This is a genomic window from Bacillus sp. EB600 (assembly GCF_024494385.1).
Classification (GTDB): Bacteria; Bacillota; Bacilli; order Bacillales; family Cytobacillaceae; genus JAEVLT01.
In genome coordinates this window covers 1-16,652 of sequence record NZ_JAEVLT010000024.1, presented here as the reverse complement: position 1 = coordinate 16,652, position 16,652 = coordinate 1, and the positions used below count along the sequence as shown (strand labels likewise).

The following is a 16,652-nucleotide window of genomic DNA, read 5'->3' as shown; positions in this document are numbered from 1 at the left end:
AAGGAGGTAATTAACTTGGCACAGGTTCAATATATTGGTACTGGCCGTCGGAAAAGCTCTGTCGCACGTGTGCGCTTAGTTCCAGGCAGCGGTAAAATTACTATTAATGATCGTGGTATCGAAGATTATATTCCATTTGAAGCTTTACGTTCAGTCGTTAAACAACCGTTAGTAGCTACAGAAACTCTTGGCAGCTACGATATTCTTGTAAATGTAGGCGGCGGTGGCTACACAGGTCAAGCTGGCGCAATTCGCCATGGTATCGCTCGTGCTTTACTTCAAGCAGATCCAGAATTCCGTCCAACATTAAAACGCGCAGGTTTATTAACTCGTGACCCTCGTATGAAAGAACGTAAGAAATACGGTCTTAAAGGTGCGCGTCGTGCTCCTCAGTTCTCAAAACGTTAATTCTTGGCGTTTCAAAGGCTCTCAACCAATTTGGTTGGGGGTCTTTTTTATTCCCTTGCAGGCTAACTATATTTCCTTTATGTCAGTCGAGGCCCTAACATTCTATCCGTCGATGATCAGGGAGCCACCACTTCAAAATAAAAACCCCAGGATGGACCTAGGGTTCTAAAGAGCTTTCAGTATGGTATTAATAAAACTCTTTTGAGGTACTCTAAATGTTTGGATGAATCTTTTAATCATTGCTTTTTTATTTGAAAGTTAATCGTCCATAGTCCTTTTTGATTAAGAATAGTGTCTGTATTAAATGCTACATTAGATATGGCCGGGGTATATTGTGGAATCTCCACCGTAACTGCACCCTGATATTCCTGGCTGCTTATTTTTTTATGCCAAGTGTCGTTCCCTTGAACGTGCTTATGTCCAATCGAAATATCAGGTTTATTTAAAAGACCTGTTTCATTCGTGTCTACCTGTTGATCCGAGTTTGATTGGACGGTATAATACACCATCATCTCTTGACCGTAGTTCTTAATTGCATAGTTCGTAATCGTAAGTTTTATTCCATTATTTTCAGCAGAACCGATTATTTTTGCCGATTCAGCCATTGCACTTTGGGAAGAAGCAAATGTCATCCCAGTGAGTAAAGAAAGGAATAAGACAAACCCACTAAAGCCACTTGTAAATTTTAACAAAAATTTCATTGGACCACCCTCCTAAATTTTGTGTTCAAAAAGGATGACAAACAGGTTTTTTCATTGCATCCAGATTTGTCCAAGCCTTTAAGAACTAATCATCCTCGTTTCTAGATTGTCTATATTTTTTATAAATATTCTTTACTATAAAAAAGCCCTTCGCAAAATTGCAGATTTAAGAATCTATCTGTACGTTTTTTTACATAATTAAGGAATTTTTAACTCAATATAGAGAATGAGGGAGGCCTAATCATATAAGCATTTTCTAGTGAAAGGAAGATTTAAAGAAAACTTAATAAAAGAGGCAATTTGGTTATATGAAATGGCAGCTCCGGACTTTATAGTATAGGAGGTTTGTTCATGAGGGGTTATGGAAAAGTTGTAAGCACGGCTTTACTGGCCGTAATGCTAATTGTTGGCTGTCAAACGAAATCTGAGAATAAGCAGCAGAACACCGACAATAGACCAACCGCCAAAGCAGAAAAAGGCGATTTTCCACTCTGGGGGTATGACTATCAGCAAACAAGAAATGTCCCTTATAACAAGATTACAAAAGAAAATGTTAAGAATTTAGGTGTTGTCTGGGAGGCGGATTTAGCAAACTGGGATAAGACCGCTCCGAATGCTTCGGAGGATTACCCGGTTGTTAAAGATGGTGTTATGTATGTAACGACTTCAATGAATCGTGTGTTTGCATTAAATGCTGCAAACGGGAAAAAGATTTGGGAATGGAATCCGCCTAAAGATGTCCAAGACCATCTTGACCATGCGGACTTAAGCCTAATGGAGGTTGTTGCCAGCCGGGGAGTAGCTGTCGGTGATGGTAATGTATTTGTACTCATTGCAGATGACCGTTTAGCCAAGCTTGACGCGAAAAATGGAAAATTGCTTAAAATAATTAACCTATGGGATACTGTACCGGGAGCCACGCTTGAAAACAGGTATTACGAAACATCGGCTCCAATGTACTACAAAGGAAATGTCTATGTCGGAAGTAGCGGCGGAGATCAAGGCATTAGAGGCTTTGTTATGGCCTACAAAGCAAGCGATCTGTCACCTGCCTGGAAACAGCCGTTCTGGACTGTCCCAGAAAAAGGGAAGGATTGGGTGCAGGGTAAATATACAGGGGGCGGAGCCGTCTGGAATCCGATGTCCTTTGACCCGGATACCGATATGATGTACTTTGGCGTAGGAAATCCGGCTCCTGACTTTTTCGAATCCATTCGCCCTGGTAATAATCCTTATACTGATTCGGTTGTTGCTCTTGATAGTAAGACAGGCAAATTGGTTTGGGCAAAGTCGGAAGTCGAGCATGATGAATGGGATTATGATGCGGCGGCCACTCCAATGATTATAAAGGACGCCAAGGTTAACAATAAAAAGAGAAAAATTGTTGTTCATGGCGGTAAAAATGGAAAATGGTTTGCCTGGGATGCTAAGACGGGTGAGACCATTTATGATGGTGTTCCTTTCGTCAAAATCCAGCACACGCCATTGACCACTGATAAAAATACAGCTGCACCTCAATGGCCAGGGGTTGAAGGCGGGGAAAATTACGCTCCAGAAACGTATGATCCTAAAACTCATTATGTATTAATTCCTGGTATTAATATGCCCTCTTTAGGAGTCGCGGCGAAAGATGAGAATGAACTTGAGCAAAAAAATGGTTTTTTCCCAGGAACTGAATTATTGACTACACCTAAAGATGCAGAGACATCCGGCACTATTACTGCGATTGATGTGAATACCGGGAAGCAAGTTTATCAGAATAAGACGAATCAACCGATGCGCGGCGGGTTTACGAGTACTGCTACAGGACTGGCATTCTACGGTGAGCTGGATGGAACCGTTAGCGCTCTTGATGTCAAAACCGGGAAAGTATTATGGAACATGAAAAGCGGCGGGGAGCAGATTATGATGGCTCCAGCGATTTATATGCAAAATGGTAAACAATACGTTACTTTTGTTACCGGAACAAAGATTGTTACCTATGGACTGAACGGGAAAAAATCTGTTACTAATGAAAAAACTCCACAAGGTTCAGGGAAAACAGATGATGCCAATCATGGCAGCCATGGAAATAAAGAAGCACCTAGGAAGCAGCCTACACAGTCGATTAACGCTGAAACAATATACAAAAAAAGCTGTATTTCCTGTCATGGTCAAAATCTTGAAGGAGGAGCCGGTCCAAATCTCCAGCATGTTGGTTCATCCATGTCTGAAGCGGATATATTAAAACAAATTGTTAAAGGCGGCGGAAGAATGCCGGGCGGCCTCGCTACGGGTGATGAGGCAGCGGCCTTGGCAAAATGGCTGGCCGATAAGAAGTAATTTTTTAAAGTGGAAAATCTTATAAGCAGATCATCATGACCTAAACAACCTGAGTTCGGTTTCATTCCGACTCAGGTTGTTTTATTTTTCATAACAGAATAATTTAGTGGGTTCCTCCTCATTTTTGTCCAATTTTGTTCTATATTCAAACGTACTCATTATCACTTTTGGACAACTTCTCGTCGAAATTCTAGTTATTTTGGGATTTCCACCGACATAAGATAAGTTTGTAAGGGAAAATCAGACGAAGGATCATTATAAAATTGTCAGTATCATGAAAGGGGGTAAATGACATGTGGGTGAAGCCTGAGTACAAAGTGATCAATACAGCTTCTGAGGTGACAATGTATGCCTACGTTGGCAAGTAGCAGAGATGCTCCTTGCTTCATGTATATGTCTTATAGGTTTAACTAATTAATGGAGGTTGTGCAAAATGAAACGTTACCTAAAATCAGTGATAGGCGCAATTACTGGGTGTGCAATAGCTGGAGGGTGGCTGGTTGTTGATCTCCTGACTCCGGAACCGTACGGAGACTATCTATTATATCTCCTAATGGCTGTGGTCAATATGGCAATTGGGTGGCAAGTTGGAAAATTATTTGGAAAACCATGGGATTTAGGCAAAAACGATGTTCAAATCTCCGGGGAAAGGACTGAAGCCAAATTCGAATTAAAGTCTTAGGAGCGGCGGCGGGAGGAGGCTTTCCGCAGTGGAACTGCGCTTGCCCAAACTGTCGTGGTGTTCGCGAAGGGAACGATGCACTCCGACCGTTATTACAATCTTCTCTTGCGGTAAGTGCCAATGCAAAGGACTGGTATCTTATCAATGCCGGACCAGATGTTCACAGGCAGATTGAATCCTTTTCTGCTCTGCATCCAGGCCCTGGTATAAGAGAGACTCCACTGGCGGGTGTTATTTTAACCGATGCTGAACTTGACCATACGATCGGGTTATTGTCACTGCGGGAGGGATCTTCTTTAACTATCTATGGAACCGAGATTGTTCGAAAGAGTTTGCAATCCGCTTTTCCGGTGATTCCGATGCTACAAAACTATTGTTCATGGGAATGGCAGATTCTTTCTCCTGATGTTCGGCAACGGGTAGGATCTTTAGAGGAAGGAACCAAAGAAACAATAACCGTTGAGACGGTTCCCGTTTCAAAAAAGGCACCGCTCTATGCCCGGTGGAGCCAGCAGGATGATGGCTCGAAAGATTTTTGGGAGGTCGGGTTGGTATTTCACAATGAGAGCTCCGACAGACGTCTCGCTTACTTTCCAACATTAGAAAGCATCACCCCTTCTATAGAATCTTGCTTGCGGAAAGCTGATATTTTGATGGTCGACGGAACCTTTTGGTCGGAGAACGAATTGGTTAGGATGGGCGCAGCCGTGCGCGATTCAAGAAGTATGGGACATTTACCAATCAGCGGTCAATCAGGCATTGCGGAGAGGTTAGCTTCAATCCCTGCCAAGCGAAAAATCATGATCCATATTAACAACAGTAATCCTATTCTGAAGAAGGACTCTATAGAGAGGTATGCATTGGAGCAGCTTGGTTTCGAGGTAGCATATGACGGTATGGAAGTGGAGGTGTGATTATGCTGGATCAAGGTGGGTTAGTTAGCCGGATAAAGGTGCCGGAACAAAAAAGGGTTGAGCTCTGGACACAGGATGATTTTACAGAGCGGTTAAAGGATGTCGGACGTTCTTACTATCATGACAAACATCCTTTTCATGTGGCAATGCATCAGGGGAAATTAAGCCGGGAACAAATCCGCGGCTGGGTGGCCAATCGATACTACTATCAGAAATCTGTTCCGATAAAAGATGCAGCCATCTTATCGAGACTGCCGTCAAGGGAGATGCGCCGTGAATGGATTGGGCGGATTATTGACCATGACGGTAAGCAAGGAGAAGAGGGAGGCATTGAGGCATGGCTGCGGCTGGGAGAAGCTGTGGGCTTGTCCCGGGAAGAAGTGTTGAGGGAGGAGCATGTTGTACCAGGTGTTCGTTTTTCCGTTGATGCCTATGTAAATTTTGCACGGAAAAAACCGTGGATTGAAGCAGTTGCTTCCTCGTTAACTGAATTATTTTCACCGGGTCTCATCTCAAAGCGAATAAAGGTACTTGAACGGTTTTATCCATGGATTGACAGGGCAGGCCTTGATTATTTTCAAAATCGCTTGATGCAGGCACCGCATGATTCGGATGTTGCCCTCAAGCTTGTTTTGACCTATTGCCAAACGCCGGAAGACCAACGACGGGCTGTCGAAGCTTTACGTTTTAAGTGTGATGTGTTGTGGGCGCAGCTTGATGCCATCGAAAAGGCTTTTCCTCCTAATGTGTAGCCGATGGTTCATCACTTGCCCGAGAATATTTGATTGGTGGTGAAGCAAATTTTAGCGAATAGCTTCCCAAAACTCGCAGCAAAAGCGCGAATAAAATTTGATAAGGTGAGAGAGCAGAATCTCCTTCTGTTACCGGAAAGGGTTGTTGTCTTGAACGAAACCGCCGCATCTATCCTTAGTCTATGTGACGGGAACCGAACGGTGCACACCATCTCCGAAAACCTGAGGGCTTCACTGCAGACAGACACGGAAACAGAGGATTCAGATAAATTGCCCGATTTGAATACGATGAAGGCGGATATTTCAGAATTTCTTTGGGAGATGGCAGATCAAGGGTGGGTGGTGATCGATAAACATGTCAAAGTCGATAATAAAGAACAATAATGTCGTTCAACCTCCATACTCGCTGCTCGCAGAGTTAACCCATCGCTGTCCCTTGCATTGTCCATATTGTTCGAACCCAATTGAAATGACTTCAGAAGCAATGGAGCTTACTGCCGAAGACTGGTGCCGTGTTTTGTCGGAGGCAGCCGATCTGGGGGTGGTAGAAGTTCATTTTTCTGGTGGGGAACCACTTTTTTACGAGAAATTGGATGCCCTTATCCATCACGCCACTTCATTAGAGATCTATACTAATCTCATTACAAGTGGGATAGGATTAACAACTGAAAAGGCCGCTCGGCTTAAAGAGGCCGGTTTGGCAAATGCACAGGTGAGCTTCCAGGCAGGAGAAGCGAAGCTTTCGGACATGGTCGGCGGATACAAAGCCTTTGAAAAAAAACGGGAGGCTGTTAATGCGGTAAAAAAATCAGGTATACATTTGACGTTAAATGTCGTGTTACACAAGTTGAATCTTGATGATTTGCATGGGATTATAATGCTCGCCGAGGAATTGGGAGCTGAACGGCTGGAGCTGGCAAACACGCAGTATTATAACTGGGCTTTGCTTAATCGGGAGCAGCTGTTACCAAGCCGTGAACAGATCGAGCGTGCCAGTGAAATCTATGAGGCTGCCAAAGCACGCCTTCAGAAAAAAATGGAAATCATTTGGGTCATTCCTGATTATTACGCGCAGGCACCCAAGCCTTGTATGGGAGGATGGGGAACGATCGGTCTTACGGTTGCACCGAATGGGGTTGTCCTCCCTTGCCCAACTGCCGGAATGATTAAAGGGTTGTCCTTTGAAAATGTCCGTGAGTCGTCCCTCCAACATATTTGGTATGATTCGGACTCCTTTAACCAATTCCGCGGTGAAGCATGGCTGCCTGAACCCTGCTTTTCATGTGATCAGAGACACAAAGACGGAGGGGGGTGCCGTTGCCAGGCTTATGCTTTAACCGGAGATGTTTATGCGACTGATCCCGTCTGCCAATGGGCACCAAAACATCATCTGATTGAAAAGGCTGTACAGAATGCGAATAAAAAACCCATGATACAGTCATCATCAATGATTTATAGGAGACATCATCTAGACGAAACCGCGTTAAAAGCACCATAAAAGGCTGATAATAAAAAAAGCGATTGAAAATTTGGTGCTATAGGTGACCAATGCTATAACCTTTGGCACCTTTTTTAAATAACCCATTTGAAAAGAATCGATGTGGCGAGACTAATCCAAACGAGAAGAATGACAATTGCTGCAGCCCAATTTTTCCCCAGCCTTTTAGGAGTTTGCGAGGCGAGAACCCGGCATTCTTGCAGTACATGATCCGGAATTAGTGTAAACGCCCCCAAAATTCCTAGGGGAAGCAAAATAACTTCGTCTAAATAACCCAATACTGGGATCACATCTGGAATAAGATCTATGGGGCTTAACGCATAGGCAACAATTAACAGTGAAAATGCTTTAGCATACCAAGGTGTTTTCGGATGACGATATGCAATATACAAGATATAGATATTAAGTTTTAAGCCTTTTATGAATTCCTTCCATTTCTTTGGTCTAATAACCATAATCGCTTATTTTCCTCTCAAACAAATTCATCGGGAACCCCTCCCACACTTATCACTTTATTTTGCTTCAAAGACCGTCTTTTTAAACATGTTATGTCGCACTACTCTTTGTTGCGTTTTATAAAGATACCATGCTTCATTCATTGGCAGGATTCCCCTTTAGTAAGCGTATTGGTTGTGTATAAATGACAGTGTAGTTTGGAACCCTTTTAAGCAGAGTATCCTGCAAGGCTCGGCGAGCGGATGGATATCCCGGATACACGTCATTTATTAATTTACATGTAAGAAAAATGGAAAAGAAGTGATAAAAGTGAAGGTTATTTTTGTTCAGAAGGTGGATGCAGCAGCCGGACAAATTTATCCGGCAGCCAGACGACTAATGCTGGTCAATGCCTTACGAAGTATTGGACAAGGTATGATGGTTGTTGATTTGGCCCTATACCTGGATGTATTGGGGTGGAGCACAGCAGCGATCGGAAGTGTGATTGCTGCCGGAGGATTACTCAGTGTTGGACTCACGCCATTTATAGGTGTTTATAGTGATCGATTGGGGAGAAAACCATTTATCCTTTTTTATGAACTGCTAACAGCTGGATGTGCGTTAATTGGGGTACTATCGACAGATTTTATTTTGTTGTTTATCGCGATCGCACTTTCTGGTTTTGGAAAAGCGGATGCTGGCTCACCCAGTCCGTGTGCCCCGGCGGAGCAGGCCTGGCTGGCGGCCTTTATCCCAGCTGCTGATCGTGGAAAGGTATACAGTCTTAATAATGCTCTTAGCTTTTTCGGAATGGCAGCGGGTGCGGTGTTGGCAGGGACCATGACCTTATGGGAAAATAAGCTTTCAGGAGTATCTTCTCATCGCCTCATATTCTGCTTTATTTTCGTTTTAACTCTTGTCACATTTTCGATCATTTTAACCATTCGGGGCGGAGAAACTGAAAGACAACAAGGCTACAGAAAAGAGAAGTCAGGGGACCAAAATATGAAAACCCTACACGAAGAAAATGTGGCTGTCTTGAAACTGGCTGCCATTAACATCCTAAATGGGATTGCCATCGGACTGACGGGGCCGATGATGTCTTATTGGTTTTCGGCTAAATTTGGGGCAAGCAGTACTCAGATTGGAAGCACGTTGGCTATTACTTTTTTCGCGACGGGTGTTACTTCAATTTTACAAGCAAGATTATCCCACAAACACGGGACAATCCAATCCATTGTGCTGATTCGCTTCATGGCAAGCCTGCTTTTAGTTTTGATGCCCTTACTATCTTCCTATGCTCTCGTTTCTGTCGTGTATGTCATCCGAACGGCTTTAAACCGTGGTACCCAGGGGGCGCAGCAAGCGCTGAGTGTGAGTTTGACTCGTGATATGCGCCGCGGTTTCGCATCAAGCATCAATCTCCTTTCAATAAGGCTGCCCACATCAATCGGACCGTATATCACAGGTTATCTTTTTGGATTGGGTTCACTGTCCCTGCCTTTTTACATAGCTTCCGGTTTACAATTCAGTTTTGCTTATTTATATGGAAAAATCTTTCACAATTACGATACTCGCGTGAAATTGCATGCTCCATCCAGATGATGTTGTAATAGAATTTTTTAAAATGATTTTAGATGACACATTTAAGCTAAGCGAATTGTGCTCAAAGTGACCGAACAAGGGTGATAAAAGAGGACAGGGAAATTAAAAGATCCTATAAGTTGGTTGTGGTATCACCCTAAATTTTCACATCAGTAAATTCTTATGAATGCTGGTTATGGTGCAAGTGTCGGCGGGTCCAAATAAAATAACCAACACTAATAATGACAATAAAGCCAAAGGAAGCATAAAATCCCATAAGAAAGTCATGTACACGTAGGCTCATAATAAAAAGCACGAGGATGGCAGCAATCGTAGCATACGCTCCAGGACGGCCCCAGATCAGCTTTGATTCGTACGTTTCATTTTCCCTCCGCCTTTTCCGCCAAATCAGAAAAGTAACAACATTGAGTGTCCAATTTAAAAAGGTGAAATATGACGATGCTGATATCAAATAATTATATAAGGTGGATGGCAGTAAAAATGACATTCCAACAACGATTAATGTACCTGCGGCTACAGCCAGCCAGGCATTGCGGTAAAACCCTCGCCTTGAATGCTGGAGGAATAGACGAGGTCCTTTTTTTGCCACAGATAACGACACAATCAGTTGGATTGAAGCATAATAGCTGGCAGCCATTACAGAAAATGCTGCAAGCAAAACAACTAGGTTCAACCCTGCCGCAGCCCAATTCATTCCAATTACATCAAAAGCATGGACAAACGGTGATTTCTTTGTTGACACCTTATTCCAGGAAGTGATCATCACTAATACCAGCATTGAAAGTACATACAGTCCGATGGAGCCAAATGACATGTATCTTGCTGCCTTGGGAATCTCTACACGCGGCTTAGATACTTCTGTAGCGGCCATGGCAAGTGCGCTAATCCCTGAGAAGGAAAAAATAACAACGAGCATTGATTGCAATAAACCGGACGTACCATTCGGAAAGAAACCATGTACGCTGGAAAAAGGATTCTGCTTTGTGTAGCCGCCATGAGTAATCAATGCATAGCCGCCAAGAATGATGAAGGCTAAAATTGCAAAAGTTTTTACCACTGCCATTCCAGATTCAATCCGACCAAAATTTTTCATATTCATTGCATTCAATAGAACGATAATGATCATGAATGACATGGACCAAACGGGAAGCGGGATATGTGGCAGCCAATAGTGAACAAAAACCCCCATCGCTATGGCCTCAGAGCCGATTCCCAGGATACTTGAAATGAATACCGCCCACCCAACCAAAAAACCGGCGTAGGAGCCTAAAAATTGTTCAACATAGACGCGGAATGAACCGTGTTCAAGCCGATTTACATTAATGCTTGTCATTGCCCCCAGAACCTGCATCATAATAATCCCGCCGATTAAAAAAGCCAATGACACCGATGGCCCCGCTTCGCGGACTGCTAAACCTGAGCCGAGGAAGAAGCCTGCACCAATGACACCGCCAATTCCTAGCCCCGATAAACTATACGCATTAAGCCCGCCATGATGGGATTCAGCCGGCTTTTCCCCACGGGGGAGAATCATTCCTGTTTTTAATGTTTTTAAAATAACGAACACCCTCTTCATTGATTTCTCTGTTGTTTTATCATGCTTCATTGTATTTAAAAAAATGCTGGGAATAAGTCACTGAAAAAACAACGCTGTTTCTTCGAGATTCAAACACAAGCCGATTGGGATTGAAGCGATTTTTCAACCCGATCTGTCCTAGAATCCAGAAACTGATATCAAATAGGGAAAATACTTAACTGGCGCTTTCTTCCCAATTTGAAAAATTGGAAATTGAATTCTGCATATGGACTGCATTTCTTACAAACGAAGGATGAAGAATAGTTCTAAGAGGTGAATAATGAGTGAATGTGATTACAACCTTTAAAGATAAACAACGTGAAAAACAAATAAAATACGAGCGTTCCGTTTTGAAGGAACTTTCCATTAACAAGTTAAAAGAAAGAGTAAAACATTACTTCGGTTCAACAAGGATTGCATCCAGCCTCATTATGAACACTGGAATAGAAGAGGCATGCTATGATGTTGCGCTGGAGGCATTTTTATTAGGAGCCAAATTTAGCAAGTTTGGTTATTATGGAGAAAATATGGAAGATGTAAAAAAACGCTGTCATTTCGAAGAGAAACATTTAATCGACACCTTATATAACTTTTTGCTTTATTGGGGGAATGGTGAAGAAGGTACATTAAGTGAATCGCTTTTTTATATGTGTGAGCAATATATTCATATATGGTGGAGGGAGGGCTTCGAAAAAGGGGAAAGACGCCACAAGTTACGCCTCCACTAATCAGCAACATTTCTTCCTGTTCTAAATTTAGTCCTTGTCCCATATAGATAAATTGAACTTGGACGGCGGGAAGGAATGATTTGAAGTGGCAAAGAGTAGGATAAAATTAATTGGTATTGCGGCTTGCCTCATTTTACTTTTTTTTATATTGCAATACGATTTTGCGAAGAATAAGTCCTGGAAATCATGGAATTCCTGGAATCTCCCTCTAACCGGTAAAATCATTTTAGTTGATCCTGGCCACGGGGGACCCGATGGAGGGGCAGGCGATAAGAATACACAAGAAAAGGATATCGCTTTAGCTGTTTCCTTAAAAATTAGGGATTTATTACAAGAACAGGGTGCGCTTGTTATTATGACGAGAGAAACTGATAAGGATTTAGCTAATCCAGGTACAAGGGGCTATAGCAGGCGTAAAACAGAGGACTTGAAAAAAAGATTAAAAATTATTAATCAAAATGATCTCGATCTCTATGTAAGTGTTCACTTAAATGCAATTCCTTCCCCAAGATGGAGCGGAGCACAGACCTTTTATGCATCACAGTACAAAGAAAATGAAAGAGCCGCTAAATTTATACAGGACGAACTCCGTAAAAACTTAGGTAATACAACAAGAAGGGCTAAGCCGCTAAACCAGGTTTATATTTTAAAAAATGCCAATAAACCTGGTGTGTTAGTGGAAATTGGTTTTCTTTCAAATCCAACTGAAAAAGTGCATTTAAAAAAGGATTCTTACCAGGAAAAGGTGGCAGAATCGATCTATACCGGAATCACTCGTTATTTTACAAAGGAGAAGGAACTGAAAGAGACAGAGTAAAGAAGGTGTTCAGCACCTTCTATTTTTGTAGCCTTTTCTTAATTGTCTAGATTAACGCTCATGACAGGGCGGGTTTTTCCTAAATAAGGAGGCGTGCATTTTTCTTGCAGACCTTTTTACTCTTGATACAAGGAAAACCTGTGATACAAATAACTGTTTCTAGTGGTGGATATGTTATACTAGTGTTTGAAAACGACTTCAAAAGGTGGGTGTCTTAATGTTAACAGAAGCAAAGGTACGTGAATTAGTCGGAGGGTTGAAAGAGCCATTTTTACATAAGCCATTGGCAGAGTTAGATGCCATTCAAGAAGTTAAAATAAAAGAAGAGAAAAATCATGTTAGCGTTAAAGTTGCTATTGCGAAAACAGGTACCGCAGAGCAGCTGCAGCTTCAAACTCAAATAGTGAACCTATTGAAAGAAGCTGGCGCTGAATCAGTCGGTATGCGTTTTGGTCAACTTCCTGAAGAAGTAGTGGAAAAGTACAGAGAAAGTGCTAGTGAAAATGATAATAAAGGATTATTATCTCCGAACAGTAAAACAACGTTTATTGCGATTGCAAGTGGTAAGGGCGGAGTTGGTAAATCAACAGTCTCCGTAAACCTTGCTGTATCTTTAGCTCGTTTGGGCAAAAAGGTCGGTCTCGTTGATGCTGATATTTATGGATTTAGTGTTCCTGACATGATGGGAATTACCGAAAGACCGGTAGTAAGAGGCGAGAGAATTTTTCCGGTTGATCGATTTGGAGTAAAGGTTATCTCCATGGGCTTTTTCGTGGAAGATAACGCTCCGATTATCTGGCGTGGACCAATGCTGGGAAAAATGTTAAATAGTTTCTTCCAGGAGGTTGAATGGGGAGACCTCGATTATTTGCTATTAGATTTACCGCCTGGAACAGGGGATGTCGCCTTGGACGTTCATACAATGCTTCCTGCTTGTAAAGAGATTATTGTCACAACTCCGCATGCAACGGCTGCCTTTGTAGCGGCCCGTGCAGGTGCGATGGCATTAAAAACAGAGCATGAAGTAGTCGGCATTGTTGAGAATATGTCTTACTTTGAAAGTAAAGTAACCGGAGAAAAAGAATACGTATTTGGTAAAGGCGGCGGCGATAAATTAGCTGAAGAACTAAATACGGAAGTCCTTGGAAGGCTACCGCTTGCACAGCCTTATTGGGATGAAAAAGAATTCGCACCATCCATCTATCAGCCGGACCATAAGTTAGGGGAAATTTACTTAGAAATTGCCGAAAAGGTAGTAAATAAACTTAAATAGTAAAAAAGGAAGCCCCTGTCAATTAAGGAGCTTCCTTTTTTATAAGGAAAGTTTTCGTCTTAGAAAGAATCGTTCCAGCGCCAGATAGAGCACGCCGGCTATTCTAAGCACCAGATGTGCTTTGTCCTCCTCCAGCTTGGGAGCCTCCACCTTGGCTGGAAGGTTTTTTATTCATTTCACTTGCAGCCTTAAGTAATATATCTTCTATTTTTGCTTTAAATAATGGACTTTCCATCGTTTCGGAAATGACAGTTTGTAAATGTGCCCGGTAATCCTTACTTTTTAGGGCATCTGCCATTTCCTTTTGAATTTCCGGCTCTTTAAACACTTCAGTCATCATATTTCTATATTCAGGGTCATTCATCAAAGCCTTAAGTAGGCTTTCATTTTCTGTTCGCATATTTTTGGCAACGCCTTGAGCAAATTTTGGGTCACTAAAGGTTTTTTTCCAAAATTCTGTTGCTTTATCAGAGGTTAGTGTTTGTTGAATGGTATCAGAGACCACCTTTTGATCCATTACTAATTTTTCCTTCATCTTATCGTCGGTCATGACATCCTGGATGGCCTTCTTACCATCATCTGTTTTTAGAATATCGACCACCATTTTTTTGGTCTGGTCATAATCTATTTGCCCTCCTCCACCGGTATCACTAGAACAGCTGGTTAGACCTGCTACGATCATTAGGAGGAGCAAAGCTCTTATCGTTTTCATAATAAGCTCCTTTCACATATCAATCCTTAACTTTTAGAATGAAGAAGTGGAGTAAAGATTATTCGTTTTAGGTTATGCAAATTGTAGATTTTTCAAACCTAGATTGATACAATCAAAAGGAATGTAATTTATGCTATGGGGGCAAACAGTGTGACTAGCCGTAACTGGGTAAGATTGTTTTTGACAACTTTAGCAATTGGCGGATTAACCACTGCAATTGTAGGATTTATCGTTCGTTGGCCTGAATTTCAGCCTTATTTTACTGAATTTAGGATTCTTGCTATTTTATCTACAACGATTTGGTTAATTGTAATGGGTTTTCTCTTTAGTGTTGTAAGCCAAATGGGCTTTTTTGCTTATTTAACAGTCCATCGTTTTGGCCTGGGAATTTTTAAATCAGCATCGCTTTGGAATGCGATTCAGGTGGTTCTGATTTTATTTGTATTGTTTGATTTCGTTTATTTAAGGTATGTAACATTTGCAAAAGCAGGAGAAAGCCTTGTTCCATACATAGGTTTAGCTGTTTTTATTTTCATCATCAGTCTTGCTGTAGCTTGGTATAAGATGAAACAGACAAACCAGGGCGCTTTTATTCCGGCACTTTTTTTCATGATTGTTGCGACAATCGTTGAGTGGGTTCCTGTTTTGAAAGTAAATGAAACAAGCTGGCTGTACTTAATGATGTTTGCACTGTTTGCTTGTAATGCTTATCAAATATTAATCCTTCATAAGTTGAATGCCCAATCTGAACAAGAGCGGAAGAAAATGCACGCTAAGCCGGGAAAAAATAAAACAAGCAAAAAGCCGTCCATATAGCTAGTATGGACGGCTTTGCATTTAATTACTTAATTTCTGACGATTGTGCATTTCCATTGGCGATCATTTCTGATACCGTAACCAGCTTCAAACCTTTCCCTCTTAAATCCTCAATAATAAGGGGAAGTGCTTTAGCAGTCTGTTTGGCAGAGTCCGAAGCATGAAGAAGGATAATGTCGCCTTTTTTTGCGTCCTTAATATTTTCAGCAATCCTTTCAATTCCAGGATTCGTCCAATCTTGGGAATCAATACTCCAATGCACCACAGTATATCCATAACGTTCAGCAATTTTTAAAGTTCGTTCATCAAAGTGCCCTGTTGGTGCACGGAGAATTTTAATACCTTTAATATTTAACTTTCCAAATGCCACCTGTGCCTTTAAAATATCTTTTCTGATTTCAAGATCCTCCAAGTCTGAATAATCTACATAATTGTAACCAAGGATTCCAATTTCAAAGCCGCTTTTTTTAATTTCTTCCACAAGATCTGGATGCCTTTCTGCCCAAGAACCTGCCAAAAAGAAAGTAGCTGACTTAACGTTTTCTTTCTTTAATTCAGCTATGATGGGCCCGGCTTTTTCATCGCCCCATCCAATGTTAAATGTTAATGCAATGTCTTTTTCCCCTCTGTATACCGCTTTTGGTCCATTGCTTGTAGAAAATGCCGGTAAATTTACAAGGTTCTCCATATACAACAACCATGCTGTAAAAAATGCTGTAATTAGGACCAAAGATATTTGCTTTAGTAATTTACTGTTTACTACATAAAAGAAGTTCATCTCAACCACCTCGTCCAATTCATCCTTGTCACATTCCTATGTGAAATTTTGAAAAAATATGATTAAAGGATTCTGAACATAAAAATATATAAGTTGGAAAAGAATACAATTATACAAAAAAGGGAGTGATTAAATGCTCGGATTTTTAATTAATGAAAAAGAGGTACAAGAGATTGAGCACTTGATTAAGCGGGAAATGGATGAAATCTTATTTGATTTTCAGGATGAGCGGATTGATCACGTCGTTAAAAGGGCGATGGACGAAAGGTATCGAGTCTTGTTTACTTTGTACAAGCGGGTAGCTCCGCCCAAAGAGTGTATGAGATATTTAAGGAAAAGGGAAAGAGGATATACTTTTTAAGAAAAAAACTTAAAATACTGGATTGACTTTTGTATATAATCCTGGTATATTAATAGACGTCGCTGCTAACGATGATCAAAATAACTTAAAAAGTTGTTGACGTTGATAAGTTGAGATGATATATTTGTAAAGTCGCTTATGAGCGATAATGATCTTGTTCTTTGAAAACTAAACAAACAAAAACGTCAACAATAAACGATATAGTGAAGTTAATCTTCACTAGCCAACGTAACATTTATGAGCTAACTCATACTCTTTATTGGAGAGTTTGATC

19 protein-coding genes are annotated in these 16,652 nt (G+C 41.4%); 14 read left to right on the top strand and 5 right to left on the bottom strand.

The annotated features are described in order from the left end of the window. Window positions 1-15 precede the first annotated feature (15 nt). A complete protein-coding gene (rpsI, locus tag JN080_RS19790; RefSeq protein ID WP_256237702.1) occupies window positions 16-408 on the top strand; it encodes a 30S ribosomal protein S9 in 393 nt (130 codons plus the stop codon). 236 nt (window positions 409-644) lie between these two features. Here the strand turns inward: rpsI and JN080_RS19785 are convergent, their stop codons facing one another. After that, window positions 645-1,109 carry a hypothetical protein gene (locus JN080_RS19785; protein WP_256237701.1) on the bottom strand — a complete coding sequence of 155 codons (465 nt, stop codon included), beginning with the start codon at window positions 1,107-1,109 and terminating at the stop codon, window positions 645-647. A 351-nt stretch (window positions 1,110-1,460) separates the two neighbouring features. Between JN080_RS19785 and JN080_RS19780 the strand changes: the two genes are divergently transcribed. From JN080_RS19780 to pqqE, 7 genes are all read left to right on the top strand, one after another. Further along, on the top strand, window positions 1,461-3,431 hold the full coding sequence (locus tag JN080_RS19780) for an outer membrane protein assembly factor BamB family protein (RefSeq protein WP_256237700.1): 1,971 nt from the start codon (window positions 1,461-1,463) through the stop codon (window positions 3,429-3,431). Between the two features lie 293 nt (window positions 3,432-3,724). Beyond that, the gene (pqqA, locus tag JN080_RS29950; protein ID WP_375141714.1) at window positions 3,725-3,799 is read left to right on the top strand and encodes a pyrroloquinoline quinone precursor peptide PqqA; all 75 of its coding nucleotides are present in this window, start codon (window positions 3,725-3,727) and stop codon (window positions 3,797-3,799) included. 65 nt (window positions 3,800-3,864) lie between these two features. Next, the gene (locus JN080_RS19775) at window positions 3,865-4,113 is read left to right on the top strand and encodes a hypothetical protein (RefSeq protein WP_256237699.1); all 249 of its coding nucleotides are present in this window, start codon (window positions 3,865-3,867) and stop codon (window positions 4,111-4,113) included. After that, complete coding sequence (pqqB, locus tag JN080_RS19770; protein ID WP_309144702.1) at window positions 4,095-5,027, top strand: pyrroloquinoline quinone biosynthesis protein PqqB; 933 nt, start codon at window positions 4,095-4,097, stop codon at window positions 5,025-5,027. Before JN080_RS19775 ends, pqqB begins: the two co-directional genes overlap by 19 nt. Window positions 5,028-5,029: 2 nt before the next feature. Continuing rightward, the gene (gene pqqC, locus JN080_RS19765; RefSeq protein ID WP_256237698.1) at window positions 5,030-5,779 is read left to right on the top strand and encodes a pyrroloquinoline-quinone synthase PqqC; all 750 of its coding nucleotides are present in this window, start codon (window positions 5,030-5,032) and stop codon (window positions 5,777-5,779) included. Window positions 5,780-5,815: 36 nt separating this feature from the next. Further along, complete coding sequence (gene pqqD / locus JN080_RS19760) at window positions 5,816-6,163, top strand: pyrroloquinoline quinone biosynthesis peptide chaperone PqqD (RefSeq protein ID WP_309144701.1); 348 nt, start codon at window positions 5,816-5,818, stop codon at window positions 6,161-6,163. Then, window positions 6,135-7,277, top strand: a complete 1,143-nt coding sequence (pqqE, locus tag JN080_RS19755; RefSeq protein WP_256237697.1) for a pyrroloquinoline quinone biosynthesis protein PqqE — start codon at window positions 6,135-6,137, stop codon at window positions 7,275-7,277. The genes pqqD and pqqE overlap by 29 nt, the downstream gene beginning before the upstream one ends. A 74-nt stretch (window positions 7,278-7,351) precedes the next feature. Here the strand turns inward: pqqE and JN080_RS19750 are convergent, their stop codons facing one another. Continuing rightward, window positions 7,352-7,732 carry a YkvA family protein gene (locus JN080_RS19750; protein ID WP_256237696.1) on the bottom strand — a complete coding sequence of 127 codons (381 nt, stop codon included), beginning with the start codon at window positions 7,730-7,732 and terminating at the stop codon, window positions 7,352-7,354. Between the two features lie 310 nt (window positions 7,733-8,042). On the opposite strand from JN080_RS19750, the gene JN080_RS19745 reads away from it, so the two are divergent. After that, a complete protein-coding gene (locus JN080_RS19745) occupies window positions 8,043-9,317 on the top strand; it encodes an MFS transporter (RefSeq protein WP_256237695.1) in 1,275 nt (424 codons plus the stop codon). Between the two features lie 160 nt (window positions 9,318-9,477). Here JN080_RS19745 and JN080_RS19740 read toward each other — a convergent pair whose 3' ends face one another. Next, window positions 9,478-10,893: an amino acid permease gene (locus JN080_RS19740; protein WP_256237694.1), complete on the bottom strand. Its 1,416-nt coding sequence runs from the start codon at window positions 10,891-10,893 to the stop codon at window positions 9,478-9,480. A 284-nt stretch (window positions 10,894-11,177) separates the two neighbouring features. Here JN080_RS19740 and JN080_RS19735 point away from each other — a divergent pair, with 284 nt between their 5' ends. The 3 genes from JN080_RS19735 to JN080_RS19725 all read left to right on the top strand — a co-directional run bounded on the left by JN080_RS19735 (window position 11,178) and on the right by JN080_RS19725 (window position 13,711). Continuing rightward, window positions 11,178-11,621 (top strand): YbaK family protein, encoded by a 444-nt coding sequence (locus JN080_RS19735; RefSeq protein WP_256237693.1) that lies wholly within the window; start codon window positions 11,178-11,180, stop codon window positions 11,619-11,621. Between the two features lie 85 nt (window positions 11,622-11,706). Then, entirely contained in the window at window positions 11,707-12,438 is a 732-nt protein-coding gene (gene cwlD, locus JN080_RS19730) for an N-acetylmuramoyl-L-alanine amidase CwlD (protein WP_256237692.1), read from the top strand. 217 nt (window positions 12,439-12,655) lie between these two features. Next, entirely contained in the window at window positions 12,656-13,711 is a 1,056-nt protein-coding gene (locus JN080_RS19725; RefSeq protein WP_256237691.1) for an Mrp/NBP35 family ATP-binding protein, read from the top strand. 103 nt (window positions 13,712-13,814) lie between these two features. Here the strand turns inward: JN080_RS19725 and gerD are convergent, their stop codons facing one another. Beyond that, window positions 13,815-14,423: a spore germination lipoprotein GerD gene (gerD, locus tag JN080_RS19720; RefSeq protein ID WP_256237690.1), complete on the bottom strand. Its 609-nt coding sequence runs from the start codon at window positions 14,421-14,423 to the stop codon at window positions 13,815-13,817. Between the two features lie 150 nt (window positions 14,424-14,573). Between gerD and JN080_RS19715 the strand changes: the two genes are divergently transcribed. Further along, window positions 14,574-15,239: a KinB-signaling pathway activation protein gene (locus JN080_RS19715; protein WP_256237689.1), complete on the top strand. Its 666-nt coding sequence runs from the start codon at window positions 14,574-14,576 to the stop codon at window positions 15,237-15,239. 25 nt (window positions 15,240-15,264) lie between these two features. Here JN080_RS19715 and pdaB read toward each other — a convergent pair whose 3' ends face one another. Then, a complete protein-coding gene (gene pdaB / locus JN080_RS19710; protein WP_256237688.1) occupies window positions 15,265-16,017 on the bottom strand; it encodes a polysaccharide deacetylase family sporulation protein PdaB in 753 nt (250 codons plus the stop codon). 133 nt (window positions 16,018-16,150) lie between these two features. Between pdaB and JN080_RS19705 the strand changes: the two genes are divergently transcribed. Continuing rightward, entirely contained in the window at window positions 16,151-16,378 is a 228-nt protein-coding gene (locus JN080_RS19705) for a hypothetical protein (protein WP_256237687.1), read from the top strand. Window positions 16,379-16,652: the final 274 nt, after the last annotated feature.

Coding starts and splice junctions, on each gene's coding strand:
- JN080_RS19785 (WP_256237701.1), bottom strand. CDS start 1,109: ATGAAATTTTTGTTAAAATTTACAAGTGGCTTTAGTGGGTTTGTCTTA.
- JN080_RS19780 (WP_256237700.1), top strand. CDS start 1,461: ATGAGGGGTTATGGAAAAGTTGTAAGCACGGCTTTACTGGCCGTAATG.
- JN080_RS19775 (WP_256237699.1), top strand. CDS start 3,865: ATGAAACGTTACCTAAAATCAGTGATAGGCGCAATTACTGGGTGTGCA.
- pqqC (WP_256237698.1), top strand. CDS start 5,030: ATGCTGGATCAAGGTGGGTTAGTTAGCCGGATAAAGGTGCCGGAACAA.
- pqqE (WP_256237697.1), top strand. CDS start 6,135: ATGTCAAAGTCGATAATAAAGAACAATAATGTCGTTCAACCTCCATAC.
- JN080_RS19750 (WP_256237696.1), bottom strand. CDS start 7,732: ATGGTTATTAGACCAAAGAAATGGAAGGAATTCATAAAAGGCTTAAAA.
- JN080_RS19740 (WP_256237694.1), bottom strand. CDS start 10,893: ATGAAGAGGGTGTTCGTTATTTTAAAAACATTAAAAACAGGAATGATT.
- JN080_RS19725 (WP_256237691.1), top strand. CDS start 12,656: ATGTTAACAGAAGCAAAGGTACGTGAATTAGTCGGAGGGTTGAAAGAG.
- gerD (WP_256237690.1), bottom strand. CDS start 14,423: ATGAAAACGATAAGAGCTTTGCTCCTCCTAATGATCGTAGCAGGTCTA.
- pdaB (WP_256237688.1), bottom strand. CDS start 16,017: ATGAACTTCTTTTATGTAGTAAACAGTAAATTACTAAAGCAAATATCT.
- JN080_RS19705 (WP_256237687.1), top strand. CDS start 16,151: ATGCTCGGATTTTTAATTAATGAAAAAGAGGTACAAGAGATTGAGCAC.